Source organism: Streptomyces albiflavescens, from assembly GCF_014645835.1.
GTDB classification, from domain to species: Bacteria; Actinomycetota; Actinomycetes; order Streptomycetales; family Streptomycetaceae; genus Streptomyces; species Streptomyces albiflavescens.
Genome location: NZ_BMMM01000002.1, coordinates 766,275 through 783,096, shown reverse-complemented (window position 1 = coordinate 783,096; position 16,822 = coordinate 766,275). Strand labels below are relative to the sequence as shown.

The following is a 16,822-nucleotide window of genomic DNA, read 5'->3' as shown; positions in this document are numbered from 1 at the left end:
GACCTGCTGAAATGCCACCGGCCAAGCTCCTTCCTGCCGCGCGCCTGACACCCATTCACATCATTTCTGACGCCCCCTCAGGAAGCGGGCGTGGGCATGTGCCACTTACCTCGGTAGGGCAGGGGCGCGACCGACACAGCGGCACTTGGGGGTGTCGCGGGCCGCGCCCCCTCGGAGGAGCAAACACGATGCGACGTACCGCCCGTCTGCTGACCGGTACCGCGCTCGCCGTCGCCACCGCGAGCCTCGCCACAGTGCCCGCGTACGGCGGGGACGCGGGCCGTCTGGAAGTGTTCCCCTCCACCGTCATCCCGGGCTCGGCAGTCACCGTCAACACGGCGGCGTGCGGCGCGGACGCGGCGACAGGTGACGCCAGCGCGGTGGGCGCGGGCGCCTTCGCCCTCGCCCCGAGCACGCACGAGCACGACGTGATCGGCCAGTTCCGGGTGCCGCCGAGCGCGCAGCCGGGGACGTACGAGATCGTCGCGACGTGCGGCGGCCGGAAGGTGACGGGGGACCTGGTGGTGACCCTGACGTCCACGCGCGAACAGACCCAACCGCGCGGACGTGTGAATACGGGGGTCGGCGGCGCACTGGGCCCCGATCCCGTGAAGACCGCGGCGGGAGTGGCGGCCTTGGCCGTCGCCGCCGCGGGCGGTACCTGGCTCCTGCATCGCCGGGCGAGAGGCGACGGGATCTGACGGACACCCTCCGCTGTCCGTCCACCGGTACCGCCGTCCCCTCCCCCTCCGTGGCCCGACGCCCCTCGCGGCCCGGAGGGGGAACGGGACCGAGAGAGGAGTAGCAGAAAGGAGGCTCACGTGCGGCGTTTCAGCAGGACCGGCAGGTTCTACGAGATCGGCAGGATCCGCAAGGTTCGCAGGATCCGCAAGATCGTCGGGATCCGAGAGGCCGGTCACGCCGGCAACATCGCCATAGCGTCCGTCACCGTGGTCGCACTCTGCACCGGCGCCTGGCTGCTGGGCAGCGGAGCCGAGACCCACGCGCCGCCCCAGCCGTCCGCCGCGCAGGCCGCGTCACCCGACACCCGAGACCGGCCCTCTTCGGCGCCCGCGCTGCGGCACTCTCCGCCCGAACGCATCCGCATCCCCTCGATCCGGGTGGACGCCCCATTGATGGGCCTCGGCCTCACCCCGCAGGGCAGCCTGGACGTCCCGCCCCCCGAGGACAAGAACCTGGCCGGCTGGTACGAGGCCGGCACCGCCCCCGGCGAGCGGGGCACCGCCATCGTCGCCGGACACGTCGACAACGCCGAGGGCCCGGCCGTCTTCTACGACCTCGGCGCCGTCAAGAAGGGCAGCGCCATCGAGGTGGCGCGACGCGACGGCGGCACGGCCGTCTTCACCGTCGACGCCGTCGAGGTGTACCAGGCCCGCGACTTCCCCGACGAGAAGGTGTACGGCGCCGCCCCTCGCCCCGAACTCCGCGTCATCACCTGCGGCGGCGGCTACTCGAAGACGACGGGATACCAGGGCAACGTGGTCGTCTTCGCCCATCTGACGGGCAGCCGCCCCGGACCGGCCTGAGGGGCCGGACAGCCGGCGGCGCTCCCTCGCCGCGACAGGCGTTTTCTGTGGTATTAGGCTGAAAAGGGCAGTTCTTTTCCCCGGCTTGGGTGTTGGGGCCTCCGGCCGGGAGCTGGGAGGGCCCGAATGCGGCGGATAGCGAGAATGGTCGTCACCGCGGTGTCGGCCATCGCATTGAGCGGCGGTATCACCGCGACCCAGGCGCGAGCGGACGACCTGTCACCGAAAGAGATCTTCGAAAAGGTGGCGCCCGCGACCGTGCAGGTACTGGCCGCCAATCAGGCCGACGGCACGGGAATCATCTACGACGCCGAACAAGGTCTCATCCTCACCAACGACCATGTGGTGGCCGGTCAGACCTCCCTCCAGGTCCGTATCGAGGACGGTACGCCCGTCCCCGTCCGGGTGATGGCCAGCGACCTCTGCGAGGACCTGGCGGTCATCAAGCTCGCCACGCCACAGGACGACCTCAAACAGGTGGAGTTCGGCAACAGCGGCGATCTCCAGCAGGGGGACGAGGTGACGGCCATCGGCTACCCGATGGCGGCCGGCGACACCAGCCATGAGAAGGCCGTACTGACCAGCGGAGTGGTCCAGTCGCCCGACGTCGCTCTGACGGACCAGGTCAGCTCGCCCAACCTGCCGTCCGCCGTCCAGCATTCGGCAACGCTCAACCAGGGCAATTCGGGAGGCCCACTGCTCAACAGCAATGCGGAGCTCGTCGGAATCAACACGTACAGCCTCACGGGGACCGAGGGTCAGTACTACTCCATCAGCAGTGATCACGCCGAGCCCCTTCTGCAAGGGCTGGCCGACGGAAAGAGCAAGAACAATCCCGGATGGCAGAGCCTGATCGCGCTCGGCGACCCCTCTTTCGCGGACTACTTCCCCGAGGAGAACAAGGCCGACGCGGTGAAGCTTCAGAAGCGCCTCGCCGCCAAGGACATCGACGGTCTCTTCGTGGGCAGCGTGGACAGCAACTCTCCGGCAAGCAAGGCAGGCCTTGGGGCCGGTGATGTCATCACCGAGCTCAAGAGCACTCCGGTCGGTACCGTCCCGCAGGTCTGCGGCATCCTCCAGTCGTCCACACCGGGTGAGAAGCTCACCGTCAACGGCGCATTCACGAGCAGCGGGACGGATCCCGAAGGGACCCCCTACGCGTTCGGCGACATCTGGGAGATCAGCGTCACGCTGAAGCAGTGAAGCCCCACCACCGCCCTACACCACCGGACTACGCGATCCACTGCTGATACGCCAGATTCGCCACCAGCGCGAACACCACCGTCAGCAGCACCACCCGTACGAAGCCGCTGCCCTTCTTGAGCGCCGTGTGCGCCCCCACCGTGCCGCCCACGAGATTGAAGACGGCCATCAGCGCGGCCAACTGCCAGTGCACCGTGCCCTTCCAGGCGAAGGTCGCGAGGGCGCCCGCGTTGGTGCAGCAGTTGACGATCTTGGCGGTGGCGGAGGCGGTCACCAGGTCGAGGTGGAGGAGTGCGGTGAGGGCGAGCACGAGGAACGTACCTGTGCCGGGTCCGATCAGCCCGTCGTAGAAGCCGATGCCGAGACCCGCGAGCCCGATCGCGGCGAGGACACGGCGCGGGGAGACGGGGGTGGTCGAGGGCGCCGTACCGAAGGCGGGCTTGAGGATGACGAAGGTGCCGACGCCGACGAGGACGACCATGACGACCGGCTTCAGGACGTCGGTGCTCAGCCCGGCCGCGACGAACGCCCCCGCCGTCGAACCCGTGAGCGCCGCGAGCCCGATCCGTACGGCCAGGCGCACATCGACGGGCGCCTTGCGCGCGTACGTCACCGCAGCGCCCGTCGTGCCGACGATCGCCACCGCCTTGTTCGTGCCCAGCGCGTACGCCGCCGGGGTGCCGCTCGGCAGCCCCAGCAGCAGCACGGGGAGCAGAAGCAGCCCGCCGCCGCCGACGACCGCGTCGATCCAGCCCGCCGCCAGGGAGGCGAGGCACAGGAGGGCGACCATGGTCAGCGATATGTCGGGCATGATCGCGACCCTACGGACGGGATAGATGTGCCGTCCATGAATCCAGGTGAAGATTGAGGGTCCTCTGAGGTTAGAAACGAGTTGTGTCCGCGTCACTCCTCGCCGGTGCGCGTCACTCGCCGCCTGTCCGCGTCACTCCTCGCGTCACTCCTCGCCGGTGCGCGTCACTCGCCGCCTGTCCGCGTCCTTTCGCGGCTGCGCCTCCGTCTGCGCGGCCTCACTTCACCGTGTCCAGGTAGCGCAGGACCGCGAGCACCCGCCGGTGACCGGTGTCGGACGGCGGCAGGTCGAGCTTGGAGAAGATGTTGGCGATGTGCTTCTCGACGGCCCGTTCGGAGACGGTGAACGCGGCGGCGATCGCGTGGTTCGTGCGGCCCTCGGCCATCAGGGCGAGGACCTCGCGCTCGCGAGGCGTGAGCGTGTCGAGCGCGGTGGCGCGGCGGCTCGCACCGAAGAGCTGGGCGACGACCTCGGGGTCGAGCGCCGTGCCGCCTCCGGCGACCCGTTCCATGGCGTCCACGAACTCGCCGATGTCGACGACGCGCTCCTTGAGCAGATAGCCGAATCCGGCCGGTTCGCCGAGGAGTTGGGTCGCGTACGTCGTCTCCACGTACTGCGAGAAGATCAGCACCCCGGTGCCGGGGTGGTCCTTGCGCAGTCGTACGGCCGCCCGGACCCCCTCGTCGGTCTGGGTCGGCGGCAGCCGGATGTCGACGACGGCGACGTCCGGGCGGTGCTCGGCCACGGCGGCCAGCAGCGCGTCGGCGTCCCCCACGGCGGCCGCGACCTCCACGCCGCGCAGCTGGAGGAGCTGCACCAGCCCGTCCCGCAGCAGGGCGGAGTCCTCGGCGATGACGACGCGCATACGACCCATGTGACCCTCGTGCCCCCTCGTGATCAGTACGGCAGCTCGACCGTGACCACCGTAGGCCCTCCCGGCGGACTGTCGCAGGTGAGCGTGCCGTCGACGGTCCGTGCCCGGGTGAGCAGCCCGGTCAGGCCCGAGCCCGCGCCGATGACCGCTCCCCCGCGTCCGTCGTCGCGCACGCTCAGTCGCAGCAGCCCGTCCCGCGCGGTAACCGTCACGGTGGCACCGCTTGCCCCGCTGTGCTTGGTCGCGTTGGCGAGGAGTTCGGCGGCGCAGAAGTACGCGATCGACTCGACCGCCGGGCTCGGCCGGGACGCGATGTCGGTGTCGACGCCGACGGGCAGGGCGCTGTCGGCGGCGAGCGTGGCCAGGGCGGTGTCCAGGCCCTGGTCCAGTACGGGCGGGTGGATGCCCTTGACGAGATGGCGCAGGTCGGCGATGGCCTGCGTGGCGTTGCCCCGCGCGGTGTCGACGACGGCGAGCAGCTCTTTTGGGGAAGCCCCCGTGCCGATCAGCTCGCGGATCATCGTGAGGTGCATCGCGAGGCCGACCAGCCGGGCCTGGGTGCCGTCGTGCAGGTCGCGTTCGATGCGCCGCAGGGTCGCCGCCGCATCGTCCACAGCCTGGGCACGGGTCTCCTCCAGGGCGCGGATGCGGCGCTCGGCGGCATCGGGACCGAGCAGCACGGTGAGCAGCGCGCGGTGCGGGCCGAGTCCGTACCGCAGCAGCCAGGAGGCAGTGCCGAGCAGCAGCAGTCCCAGGGCCACGGGGATCAACCACCGTGGCCAGGAGTCGACTTGGAACCCGAAGAACTCCAGCGACACACGGCGTTCCGTGCCGTCACTCGCCCGCTCGGTGTTGTAGTTCCAGTGCTTGAGGAGAGGGTGGAGGGTGAGCAGGACGCCGTATACGTAGCCGATGACGAGGGCGGCGTACGCGAAGACGGCGGTGAAGGGCGTCACCAGCGCGCAGGCGACGGCGCGCCAGCCGCTCCGGTCGGCGAGCAGAGCGCGTCGCCAGCCCAGGATCCCGGCGCCCTCGCGACGCGCCGGGTCCTCGATCTCCAGCCCCAGCAGACGCCGGGCCAGCGCGCGCTGGAGCCTGCCCAGGGCGAGCGCTCCCCGTACGGTGACGGCGATCAGCCACAGCCCCAGCGTGGTCACCGACAGCACGCCGCCGACCAGCAGCCCCACGAGGGTGAGGACGAACCCGATCAGGGCGAGCGGGAAGGCGATCAGCCCGTAGAGGAGGGCCGCGAGGGCCTGCCGCCCGAAGGGGAAGCGCAGCGTGGCGCGGAGGCGGTTCATGGGATCAACCTAGGTCCTGTCGTCACATTCCCGTCGTCCGCCCGGAGGGCGGGCCCTGCGGCGTCAGGTGCGTGCTCTGGGGGTCCCCCCGGCCGAAGGCTGGGGGAGTGCCGGGCACAGGCCCTCGTACTGGATGTACTTGGGTCTGTGCCCGGTGCGGCGAGAGTGCGTGCATGGCGTCGCGGGGCAGACGGGAATGTGACGACAGGGCCTAGCAGAGGAGCGCCGCCGCGAGGCGGCGCTGTACGGATGCCATGCCCCGGCCGAGCCACGGCATGAGGAGCAGGAAGCCGAGCCCGCCGACGATCGCGTGGAAGGTCCAGGCCCCGGCGAAGGTGGGCCCGCCCCAGGCGTCCGCGTAGTCGGAACCGGCGCGCAGGGGCCAGCCCACGTTCATCGGCACCAGGGACCAGCCGTAGACCGTGACCGCCAGCACCACGAGGTTGAGGGGCGTCGCGAGAACCGCGTGGGCCAGACCGCGCGAGGCCCCGGGCGGCTCCCTGCCCGGGACGCCGGGGACGCCCGGGGCACCCCCCGGGTCACCCAGGAAACGGCGTACGAGCGCTCGCTGCCCACGCGCCGTCGGAGCACCGGCCAGCGCCAGTGGGACGCAGATCACCCCCACCGGAAAGGCCAGCAGCGCGTAGGCGACCCGGCGCCAGGTGTCCGCCATGAACGGTTCCCGGACGACCCGCCAGACACGTACGGCGGAGTCGTCGCGGACGGGCTGCGGCTGGAGTTTCCGGGCGATGGCCATGATCTGTCCCCCTGGGCGTGAGGTGGTGGAACCCGACGCCTCAAGGCTTCCGCGCCGGGCCGCCGTGATCGATCGTGCCTGCACGGAAACCATGGGTTCGGTTGACCCCACCTCACGCCCGCCCCCGGCCGGTGCGCCGAACCCTCACATCCGGACCCCTTCCCCGCTGAGGGCAGCGTTCCTCCCGGGAAACAGTCGTGATGCGGCCGGGTAACACCGGCACCGCACCGTGTGGTCATGACCTCGAATAAGCGTGTGGTGGTGATCGGCGCCGGGCTCGCGGGCGCCCGGCTCGCCCGACGCCTCGAAGAGCTCGGTGCGTCCGGCGCCACGGCGGGAGCCCCCGCCCTGTCCGTCGAGCTCGTCGGCGAGGAGGAACACCGCCCGTACAACCGCGTGCTACTGGCCGAGGTCCTGGCCGGTCGGTACGCCCCCGAGGTGATCGCCCTCCCGGTGCCGGGCCGGCTGACCCGCGCCCGGGTCACCGGTATCGACCGCGCGGCGCGCACGCTGCGCTGTGCGGACGGCTCGGTGATCGCATACGACACGCTGGTCCTCGCGACCGGCTCGAACCCCGTACTCCCGCCGCTGCGCGGTCTGTTCCGCCACGGCGGCCACGAGCTCCCGGAAGGTGTCCACGCCTTCCGCACGATGGACGACTGCCTGGGCCTGTCGAAGGCCGTACGGCCCGGCGCCCGCGCCGTCGTGATCGGCGGCGGTCTCCTCGGCGTCTCCGCCGCCCGCGCGCTCGCCGTGCGCGGCGCCCAGGTGGTGCTGGCCCAGCAGTCCGAGCGGCTCATGGAGCGCCAGCTCGACCCGTCCGCGTCCCGCCTGGTCCACCGGCACCTCACGGACCTGGGCGTCGAGGTGCACACCGAGTGCCGGGTGCGCGACGTGCGCTGTGTCGGCGGCGCGGTCCGCTCGGTCGAGATGGCCGACGGATACGCCCTCGACGCCGATCTCGTCGTGCTGGCCTGCGGCGTCCACCCCCGCGTGGGCCTCGCCCAGGACGCGGGACTCGCCGTCCACAAGGGCATCCTCGTCGACGACGAACTGCGGACGTCCGACCCGCACATCCGGGCGATCGGCGACTGCGCCCAGCACGAGGGCACCGTCTACGGCTTGGCCGCACCTGCCCTCGAACAGGCGGACATCCTGGCCGAGTCGATCGCGGGCGACACGAACCCCCGCTACACCGGCACCCGTTCCCTGACCCGCCTCACCCTCTCGGGCGGCGACACCCCCTTCGACCTCGCCGCGTTCGGCGAACCCGAACCCCGGCCGGGCGACGACGTCGTCCAGCTCACCGACGCCACCCGCGGCACCTACCGCAAGGTCGTCGTCCGCGACGACCGCGTGGTCGGCGGCGTACTCGTCGGCGAACTCGGCACCGTCGGCGCGCTCGCCCGCGCCTGGGAGGGAGCAGAGCCGCTCCCCTCGGACGGCGCACCCCTGCTCCACCTGCTCACCAATGATGGAGGCTCCTGATGTCCACGACCGCACTCGGTGGGGACCGGCCCCGCCCCACGATCGTGCTCGTCGGCCATGGCATGGTCGGCCAGCGCTTCCTCGAAGCGCTCGCCGAGCGCGGCCTGACCGCCACGCACCGCGTGGTCGTGCTGTGCGAGGAGCCGCGTCCCGCGTACGACCGTGTGGCGCTCACCTCGTACTTCTCGGGCAAGACGCCCGAGGACCTCTCGATGACCGACATGGAGTTCATCGAGAAGGAGGGCATCGAGCTGTACATCGGTGACCCGGCGGAGACGATCGACCGCGAGGCGAGGAAGGTGACCGCCCGCTCGGGTCTGGTCGTCGACTACGACATCCTCGTCCTGGCCACCGGCTCCTACCCCTTCGTGCCGCCGGTCCCCAACAAGGACGCCAAGGGCTGCTTCGTCTACCGCACGATCGAGGACCTCCTCGCCATCGAGGAGTACGCCAAGACCCGCTCGACCGGTGCCGTGGTCGGCGGCGGTCTGCTCGGTCTGGAGGCCGCTGGTGCGCTGAAGGGTCTCGGACTCACCAGCCACATCGTCGAGTTCGCGCCGCGGTTGATGCCGGTGCAGGTCGACGAGGGCGGCGGCGCCGCGCTGCTGCGCACGATCGAGGACATGGGCCTGACCGTCCACACCGGGGTGGGCACCCAGGAGATCGTCGTCGGCGAGGACGGCGCGGTCACCGGCATGAAGCTGTCCGACGGCTCCGAACTCGCCACCGGCCTGGTGGTGTTCAGCGCCGGTGTCCGCCCCCGCGACCAGCTGGCCCGCGACTGCGGCCTGACGGTCGGCGAGCGCGGCGGCATCACGGTCGACGAGCAGTGCCGTACGGTCGCCGACCCGCACGTCTTCGCGATCGGCGAGTGCGCGCTGGCCTCCGACGGCCGGGTGTACGGCCTGGTCGCCCCCGGTTACGAGCAGGCCGAGACGGCGGCGGCGACCATCGCTTCCGACGAAGCAGCTTTCGTCGGCGCCGATCTGTCCACCAAGCTGAAGCTGCTCGGCGTGGACGTGGCGTCCTTCGGTGACGCGCACGGCGCCACCGAGGACTGCCTGGACGTCGTCTACTCCGACTCCCGCGCGGGCCTGTACAAGAAGCTGGTCATCGGCCGCGACGGCACGCTGCTCGGCGGAATCCTGGTTGGCGACGCGGAGGCGTACGGCACGCTGAAGGCCTTCACCGGTTCGGTGCCGCCGGTCTCGCCCGAGTCGCTGGTGCTGCCCGCCGGCACCGGGGAGTCCGCCCAGCTCGGCCCGACCGCACTGCCGGACGACGCGATCATCTGCTCCTGCAACAACGTGCGCAAGGGCACGATCCGCGGCGCGGTCACCGAGCACAAGTGCACCACCGTGCCCGAGGTGAAGAAGTGCACCAAGGCCGGTACCACGTGCGGCAGTTGCGTCAAGGTGCTCGGCCAGCTGGTCAACGCCGAGCTGGAGGCGTCCGGCGTCGAGGTCGACAAGGGCCTGTGCGGCTGCTTCGCGCAGACCCGCGAGGAGCTGTACGAGATCGTCCTGGCCCTGAGGATCACTTCGTACCAGCAGCTCCTCGACCGCCACGGCCGTGAGGGCGCCCAGGGTGGCGACGGCTGCGAGACCTGCAAGCCCGCCGTCGCCTCGATCATCGCCTCGCTCGCCCCGACGATCGGCGCGGACGGCTATGTCCTGGGCGGCGAACAGGCCGCACTCCAGGACACCAACGACCACTTCCTCGCCAACCTCCAGAAGAACGGCTCGTACTCGATCGTGCCGCGCATCCCCGGCGGCGAGATCACCCCCGAAAAGCTCATCGTGATCGGCGAGGTGGCCAGGGACTTCGGCCTCTACACGAAGATCACCGGTGGCCAGCGCATCGACATGTTCGGTGCGCGGGTGGAGCAACTCCCGCTGATCTGGGCGAGGTTGGTGGATGCCGGATTCGAGTCGGGCCACGCGTACGGGAAGTCGCTCCGCACGGTCAAGTCCTGTGTGGGCCAGACCTGGTGCCGCTACGGCGTCCAGGACTCGGTCCGCATGGCCATCGACCTGGAGCTGCGCTACCGGGGGCTCAGGTCCCCGCACAAGCTGAAGTCGGCGGTCTCCGGGTGCGCCCGCGAGTGCGCCGAGGCCCAGTCCAAGGACTTCGGCGTGATCGCCACCTCGAGCGGCTGGAACCTGTACGTCGGCGGCAACGGCGGCGCGACCCCGCGCCACGCGGACCTGCTGGCCCAGGACCTGTCCGACGCCGAACTGGTCCGCCTCATCGACCGGTTCCTGATGTTCTACATCCGCACCGCCGACCGCCTGGAGCGCACCTCGACCTGGCTGGAGCGGATCGAGGGCGGCCTGGACCACGTACGCGATGTGGTGGTCCACGACTCGCTGGGCATCTGCGAGGAACTGGAGGCGCTGATGTCGGCGCACGTGGCGAACTACCGCGACGAGTGGGCCGAGACCATCAACGACCCCGAGAAGCTGGCCCGGTTCGTGTCCTTCGTGAACGCCCCGGACACCCCCGACCCGGTCGTCGGCTTCGTCCCCGAGCGCGACCAGATCAAGCCCGACCTGCCGCTGCTGACCATCGGCACTCGCCCCCTGGAAGGAAGCGCCCAGCGATGACCCTGGCACCCGAGACGACCGACCTGAAGATCCAACTGCGGCTGGAAGACGGCTGGCTGACGGTCTGCGACCTGTCCCAGCTGAACCCCGGCCGCGGAGTCGCCGCTCTCCTCCCCGACGGCCGCCAGGTCGCGGTGTTCCTGGACCGCGCGGGCCGGACGTACGCCATTGACAACCGCGACCCGTTCAGCGGAGCGGCGGTGCTCTCCCGCGGCCTGACGGGCACTCACCAGGGCCGCCCGTTCGTCGCCTCCCCGCTCCTCAAGCAGCGCTTCGACCTGGAGTCGGGGCAGTGCCTGGACGACGAGACGGTGCGGGTGCCGACGTACGAAGTGCGCACCTCCTGACCGCCGGGGTGGCCGGACCGGTGCCCGCCGGCCACCTCGGACTTACTTGACCGATCGTTCCCGAAAGTCCTAGGGTCACGCTCGTGGCCAGGACCAAGGAGTTCGATCCCGACGCCGCGCTGCAGGCAGCCCTTGAGCTGTTCTGGCGGCGCGGCTACGAGGCGACGTCGATGGCCGACCTGGTCGACCACCTGGGGATCGGCAGGGCGAGCCTGTACGCGACCTTCGGGAACAAGCACCAGCTGTACCTGAAGGCCTTCGACCGGTACGAGCAGGCGGGGTTCACGCGGATCGTGCGCGAGCTGTCCCGACCGGGCCCCGCGCTGCCGGCCGTACGAGAGGTCGTACGCCGTTACGCGGGCGAGGCGGCCCACGAGGAGCTGCGCCGCAGCGGCTGCCTGGTCACCAACACAGCGGCCGAGCTGGCCCCGCACGACCCGGCCTCCGCCCGGCGCGTCGAGCGCAACTGGGACCACCTGGAGACCGTCCTGCACACCACACTGGTCCGCGCCCAAGCCCAGGGCGAACTGCCGGGGGACCGCGACCCGCTCGCCCTGGCTCGCATGCTCGTGGTCCTGATGCAGGGCCTGCGGATCGTCGGCAAGGCGTCGTCGGACCCGGCCCGCGTCCGGGACGCCGCGGAGCAGGCCCTGGCCCTGCTCGACTGAGTGCAGCGCCCTCCACCGGAGGGCGCTTTTTCTCATCCTCATACTGAAACGATCGGTCAAGAAAAAGGGGAGATCATGACCATGCGGAGCACGAACGGCCGCTTCACCGACCGGACCGCCCTCGTCACGGGCGCCGGGTCCGGCATCGGCCGCGCCGTGGCGCTCGCCCTCGCCGCGGAGGGCGCCCGGGTCGTCGTGGCCGGGCGGCGGCCGGAGGCCCTGGCCGGGACCGTCCGGCTGATCGAAGAGCAGGGCGGCAAGGCCCTCGCGGTGACCGCGGACGTCTCCCGTGCCGCCGACGCGGAGGAGCTGGTACGGGCCACCGTGGAGCACTTCGGCTCGCTCGACGTGGCCGTCAACAACGCGGGCGTCTTCCGGGGCGGTCGGCCCCTGGCCGACCTGCCGGAGGACGACTGGCACACCCAGCTCGGCATCAACGTCACCGGCGTGTTCCTGGCCCTGCGGGCCGAGATCGCCCGGATGCGGACCCAGCCGTCGGGCGGCACGATCGTCAACATCTCCTCCACGTTCGGCGCGCACACCGCCTCCGCCGGTGCCGCCGCCTACTCCGCGACCAAGGCCGCCGTGACCGCGCTCAGCCGCGGGGCCGCCCTGGACCACATCCGGGAGGGCGTCCGCATCAACGTGGTGAGCCCCGGCGCCACCGCCACGAGCATGTCCCTGCGACCGGGCGAGACGGAGGCCGACCGCACCGAGCGGGCCAGGGCCACCCTGCCCCTCGGCCGCGTCTCGGCCACCGAGGAGGTGGCCGCCGCCGTCCTGTATCTCGCCTCCGACGACGCGGCCTCCGTCGTCGGCACCGACCTGGTGGTGGACAGCGGCGCGACCCTCTGACCGGTCACGCCTTGAGCGCGTCGCAGGTCACGCCCGTCAGCCGCTCGGACGCGCCCCAGAGGCGTGCCCCCGCTTCGTCGTCGCGCGTCCACGGTGCCCGCCAGGACGGTGCCGGGGCGCCCCGCCACATCGCGAACGAAGGCCCGAAGAAGGAGTCGGGCCCCACGCCGGGGGCGGTCGCCGCGTACAGAGTGGGCAGGGCGCCCGCCTCCGCCGACTGGGCGAAGACCCGGTTGCCGGCCTCCATCAGCCGCTCGGCACCCCGGCGCCCCTCGGCCCGCGGCCCGGCAGTCTGGAGGTTGGTGGCGGCGTACCCGGGATGGGCGGCGGCCGCGACCACGTCCGCCCCGCCGGCCGTCAGCCTGCGCGCCAGCTCGTGGGTGAAGAGCAGGTTGGCGGTCTTGGAGCGGGCGTAGGCGACCCAACGCCGGTACCTGCGCTCGCTGTTGAGGTCATGAATGTCGATGTTGGCCAACGCGTGCATCATGCTCGACACGGTCACGACCCGCGCACCGGGCGCCGCGAGCAGCGCGGGGGCCAGCAGCCCGGTGAGGGCGAAGTGCCCCAGGTGATTGACCCCGAACTGTGTCTCGAACCCGTCTGCCGTCGTCCCGTACGGAGGCGCCATCACCCCGGCGTTGTTGACGAGCAGATCGAGGCGGTCGTACGAGAACCCCTCCGCGAAGTCCCGCACGGAGGCCAGATCCCCGAGATCCAGTCGCCCGAACTCGACATCGGCGCCGGGCAGTTCGCCCGCGACCCGGTGTACGGCCGCTCTCCCCCGCGTCTCGCTCCGGCACGCGAGCACCACCCGGGCGCCCCTGCGAGCCAGTTCCCGCGCGGTGACGTATCCGAGGCCGCTGTTGGCTCCGGTGACGACAGCGACGCGGCCGGTCTGGTCGGGGATGTCGTGCGCGGTCCAGCCGGGCATGGGGTCTGGTCCTTCCGAGGGTGCCACGGGAATCACCGGCCCAGGATGTCGTGACCGTCATGGTTCGCCAAGGACCCGTGCGGCGTCGCCCGCGAATGGCCCGCGTGACAGGACGGCGGCGTGGCGTGCTCCTTCTGGACGGATTCGACCAGAGGGCGCCTAGGCCCTGTCGTCAAATTCCCGTCTGCCCCGCGACGCCATGCACGCACTCTCGCCGCACCGGGCACAGACCCAAGTACATCCAGTACGAGGGCCTGTGCCCGGCACGCCGAGAGCACGCACCTGACGCCGCAGGGCCCGCCCTCCGGGCGGACGACGGGAATTTGACGACAGGACCTAGCACCCAGGCGAGCACCGCAGCGGCCGGCACACAGATCCCGCCGACGAGGCGGTCGGCTCGCCCGGCGGCGCACCGCGTCAGTGCCGCACGGTGCCGGTCGCGAGGTTCTCCACGTACCACGCGTAGGTCCGGGCGACTCCCTCGCGCAGCCCGATGCGGGACGTCCAGCCCAGGGCGGCGAGCCGGGAAGGGTCCAGGAGCTTGCGCGGGGTGCCGTCCGGCTGAGAGGCGTCCCATTCGACGGCACCCCGGTAACCGACCACCCGCGCGACGATCTCCGCGGTTTCCCTGATCGTCAGGTCGGTACCCGTTCCGACGTTGACGGGCCCGTCCGCGTCGTACCGCTCCAGCAGATGCAGGCATGCCCGGGCCAGGTCGTCCACGTGCAGGAACTCACGACGCGGCGTCCCGGTGCCCCAGTTCACCACGCGTGGTGCGCCTGCCAGGCGGGCCTCGTGGAATCGCCGGATGAGCGAGGGCAGTACGTGGGAGTGCTCGGGATGGAAGTTGTCACCGGGGCCGTAGAGGTTGGTCGGCATGGCACAGATCCACGGCAGGCCGTGCTGCCGCCGCACTGCCTGCACCTGGAGGATTCCGGCGATCTTGGCGATGGCGTACGCGTCGTTGGTCGGCTCCAGCGCACCCGTCAGCAGCGCCTCCTCGCGGATGGGCTGATCGGCGAACTTCGGGTAGATGCAACTGGAGCCGAGGAACAGCAGCCGTTCGACCCCGTGCCTCAGCGCCGCGTCCAGCACGTTGATCTGGATGCGCAGATTGTCGGAGAGGAACTCGGTGGGACGGGTGGCGTTCGCCCTGATGCCCCCGACCCGGGCGGCGGCCAGCACGACCACGTGCGGTCGTTCGGCCGCGAACCACTCGAAGACGGCTCGGCGTTCACGCAGGTCGAGTTGCGCGGAGCCGGGTCCGCCCACGTCCGTGAACCCCTTCCGCGCCAGATGCCGGCACACGGCCGAGCCGACCAGTCCGCGGCTGCCGGCCACGAACACCCGTGCGGAGCGGTCCAGGAGCCGGTGGACCTCCCCGTGCGGTGCCGCGGTGACGTCGCTCGCCGTGGCCAGGGCCATCCGTCCGGGATGGACACCGCCATGCATCTGCCGTTCTCCTTCGGCTGGGCCGCAACCTCTCGGCGACGCGGGAGCGCCCGGCGGGGCGGTCCCAACACGCCCGCCCAATGAACCACACTTCGCCCGATTTGCCTGGCTAGGGTTCGCGCATGTCTGCCAAGACCGCAATGATCACCGGCATCACCGGTCAGGACGGCTCCTACCTCGCGGAGTTGCTGCTGGCCAAGGGCTACACGGTCCACGGCCTGATCCGCCGCTCGTCGGCCTTCAACACACAGCGGATCGACCACCTCTACCGGGATCCGCACGACACCGGGGCCCGCCTCGTGCTGCATTACGGCGACCTGGCCGACGGCAGCCGCCTCACCACACTGCTGGAGCGGCTACAGCCCTGCGAGGTCTACCACCTGGCCGCCCAGTCACATGTCCGGGTCTCCTTCGACGAACCGGAGTTCACGGGTTCCACCACGGGTCTGGGAACGGTGCGCCTCCTGGAGGCGATCCGGATGACCGGGCTGCCCTGCCGGTTCTATCAGGCGTCCAGTTCCGAGATGTTCGGCATGAGCCCGCCTCCCCAGTCGGAGGACACCCCCTTCCACCCGCGCTCCCCGTACGCCGCCGCCAAGGTCTACGCGTACTGGATCACCCGGAACTACCGGGAGGCGTACGGGATGTTCGCGGTCAACGGCATCCTCTTCAACCACGAGTCGCCGCGCCGCGGCGAGACCTTCGTGACCCGCAAGATCGCCCGTGCCGCCGCCCGGATCGCCCGCGGCGAGCAGGAGTACCTCTACCTCGGCAACCTCGAGGCCCGCCGCGACTGGGGCTACGCCCCCGAATACGTCGACGCCATGTGGCGGATGCTGCAGCGCGAGCGACCGGGCGACTACGTCATCGCCACCGGCACCAGCCACAGCGTCCGGGACTTCCTGGGCTTCTGCTTCGAGCACGCGGGCCTCGACCCGGACCAGCACGTCCGCTTCGACGAACGCTACCTGCGGCCTTCGGAGGTCCCCGACCTGATCGGCGACGCCTCGGCGGCCGAACGCGACCTGTCGTGGCGGCCGTCCGTGTACGCCCCGGAGCTCGCCCGCATCATGGTCGACGCCGAACTGGCACGCCTGCCACATCCCTCCACGCCCGTCCACGCCCGCTCCTGACGCGGACGCGGGACCGCCCCGGTCGCCGCCCGGCCACCGCGCCGGCCCCCGAACATCACTGAGACAGCCCCGAATCCGAAGCGAGAATCCGTCGTGCCGAACCTCACCGTCATCGTCCCGAGCCGCGGCCGGCCGCACACCGTGCCCCAGCTGGCCGCCGCGTTCCGCGACACCTGCACCGCCGACACCCGGCTGCTGCTCGCCGTCGACGAGGACGACCCGGAGTACCCGGTGTACCGGGACGCCGTCGGCGAGGCCGGCGCCGCCGGATTCCCGGTCCAGCTGGTGTCACAGCCGCGCGGCACCATGGTCACCGCGCTCAACCGGGCGGCGCGCCTGCTGCTGGACGAGGCGGTCGTGCCCGACGCGATCGGCTTCATGGGCGACGACCACCGGCCCCGCACACAGGGCTGGGACACCGCCTACCTCGACGCGCTGGCCGCGCTGCCCGGCATCGTCTACGGCAATGACCTCATCCAGGGCGCCAAGCTGTGCAGCCAGTTCGCCGTCACGACCGGCATCGTGCGCCGGCTGGGCCACATGGCGCCCCCGGTGCTCACACACCTGTACATGGACAACTACTGGCTCGTCCTCGGCCAGGAGGCCGGCTGCATCACCTACCTTCCGGAGGTGATCGTCCAGCACCTCCACCCCCTCGGCGGCACCGCCGAATGGGACGACGGCTACCAGCGCGTCAACGCCCCTCTCATGTACGCCCGCGACCGGGCCGCCTTCGAGCACTACCTCGGCCTGCACCTGGCCTACGAGGTGGCCGAGCTGACCACGGCGAGGACACGCGTGGCCTCGTGACCGAGGCCGTCGGCAACGCGAGGGGGCGGCACCCCCGCA

16 protein-coding genes are annotated in these 16,822 nt (G+C 71.2%); 10 read left to right on the top strand and 6 right to left on the bottom strand.

The window, feature by feature from the left end; genetic code table 11:
• Positions 1-188 precede the first annotated feature (188 nt).
• From IEY95_RS08385 to IEY95_RS08375, 3 genes are all read left to right on the top strand, one after another.
• Positions 189-701, top strand: a complete 513-nt coding sequence (locus IEY95_RS08385; protein ID WP_189185227.1) for a GVDTG sorting domain-containing protein — start codon at positions 189-191, stop codon at positions 699-701.
• 201 nt (positions 702-902) lie between these two features.
• Positions 903-1,547, top strand: coding sequence for a class F sortase (locus IEY95_RS08380; protein ID WP_189185440.1), 645 nt, complete (start codon positions 903-905; stop codon positions 1,545-1,547).
• 126 nt (positions 1,548-1,673) lie between these two features.
• A complete protein-coding gene (locus IEY95_RS08375; RefSeq protein WP_189185226.1) occupies positions 1,674-2,750 on the top strand; it encodes a S1C family serine protease in 1,077 nt (358 codons plus the stop codon).
• 28 nt (positions 2,751-2,778) lie between these two features.
• On the opposite strand, the gene IEY95_RS08370 is transcribed toward IEY95_RS08375, so the two are convergent.
• The 4 genes from IEY95_RS08370 to IEY95_RS08355 all read right to left on the bottom strand — a co-directional run bounded on the left by IEY95_RS08370 (position 2,779) and on the right by IEY95_RS08355 (position 6,493).
• Positions 2,779-3,561 (bottom strand): sulfite exporter TauE/SafE family protein, encoded by a 783-nt coding sequence (locus IEY95_RS08370; RefSeq protein WP_189185225.1) that lies wholly within the window; start codon positions 3,559-3,561, stop codon positions 2,779-2,781.
• A gap of 217 nt (positions 3,562-3,778) precedes the next feature.
• Entirely contained in the window at positions 3,779-4,426 is a 648-nt protein-coding gene (locus IEY95_RS08365) for a response regulator transcription factor (RefSeq protein WP_189185439.1), read from the bottom strand.
• Between the two features lie 32 nt (positions 4,427-4,458).
• Complete coding sequence (locus IEY95_RS08360; RefSeq protein ID WP_189185224.1) at positions 4,459-5,736, bottom strand: sensor histidine kinase; 1,278 nt, start codon at positions 5,734-5,736, stop codon at positions 4,459-4,461.
• 211 nt (positions 5,737-5,947) lie between these two features.
• On the bottom strand, positions 5,948-6,493 hold the full coding sequence (locus IEY95_RS08355) for a sensor domain-containing protein (protein WP_189185223.1): 546 nt from the start codon (positions 6,491-6,493) through the stop codon (positions 5,948-5,950).
• A 237-nt stretch (positions 6,494-6,730) separates the two neighbouring features.
• Between IEY95_RS08355 and IEY95_RS08350 the strand changes: the two genes are divergently transcribed.
• The 5 genes from IEY95_RS08350 (at position 6,731) to IEY95_RS08330 (ending at position 12,457) form a co-directional block, all read left to right on the top strand.
• Positions 6,731-7,981, top strand: coding sequence for an NAD(P)/FAD-dependent oxidoreductase (locus IEY95_RS08350; protein WP_189185222.1), 1,251 nt, complete (start codon positions 6,731-6,733; stop codon positions 7,979-7,981).
• Entirely contained in the window at positions 7,981-10,587 is a 2,607-nt protein-coding gene (gene nirB / locus IEY95_RS08345; RefSeq protein ID WP_189185221.1) for a nitrite reductase large subunit NirB, read from the top strand. Before IEY95_RS08350 ends, nirB begins: the two co-directional genes overlap by 1 nt.
• Positions 10,584-10,934, top strand: coding sequence for a nitrite reductase small subunit NirD (gene nirD / locus IEY95_RS08340; RefSeq protein WP_189185220.1), 351 nt, complete (start codon positions 10,584-10,586; stop codon positions 10,932-10,934). The genes nirB and nirD overlap by 4 nt, the downstream gene beginning before the upstream one ends.
• Before the next feature lie 83 nt (positions 10,935-11,017).
• Positions 11,018-11,602, top strand: coding sequence for a TetR/AcrR family transcriptional regulator (locus IEY95_RS08335; protein ID WP_189185219.1), 585 nt, complete (start codon positions 11,018-11,020; stop codon positions 11,600-11,602).
• Between the two features lie 75 nt (positions 11,603-11,677).
• Positions 11,678-12,457 (top strand): SDR family NAD(P)-dependent oxidoreductase, encoded by a 780-nt coding sequence (locus IEY95_RS08330; protein WP_189185218.1) that lies wholly within the window; start codon positions 11,678-11,680, stop codon positions 12,455-12,457.
• A 4-nt stretch (positions 12,458-12,461) separates the two neighbouring features.
• On the opposite strand, the gene IEY95_RS08325 is transcribed toward IEY95_RS08330, so the two are convergent.
• Entirely contained in the window at positions 12,462-13,388 is a 927-nt protein-coding gene (locus IEY95_RS08325) for an oxidoreductase (RefSeq protein WP_189185217.1), read from the bottom strand.
• A gap of 417 nt (positions 13,389-13,805) precedes the next feature.
• Positions 13,806-14,813, bottom strand: a complete 1,008-nt coding sequence (locus IEY95_RS08320) for a GDP-L-fucose synthase family protein (protein WP_189185438.1) — start codon at positions 14,811-14,813, stop codon at positions 13,806-13,808.
• Positions 14,814-14,962: 149 nt separating this feature from the next.
• Between IEY95_RS08320 and gmd the strand changes: the two genes are divergently transcribed.
• Positions 14,963-15,973 carry a GDP-mannose 4,6-dehydratase gene (gene gmd / locus IEY95_RS08315; RefSeq protein ID WP_189185216.1) on the top strand — a complete coding sequence of 337 codons (1,011 nt, stop codon included), beginning with the start codon at positions 14,963-14,965 and terminating at the stop codon, positions 15,971-15,973.
• 93 nt (positions 15,974-16,066) lie between these two features.
• Positions 16,067-16,783 (top strand): hypothetical protein, encoded by a 717-nt coding sequence (locus IEY95_RS08310; protein ID WP_189185215.1) that lies wholly within the window; start codon positions 16,067-16,069, stop codon positions 16,781-16,783.
• The last annotated feature ends 39 nt before the right edge of the window (positions 16,784-16,822 follow it).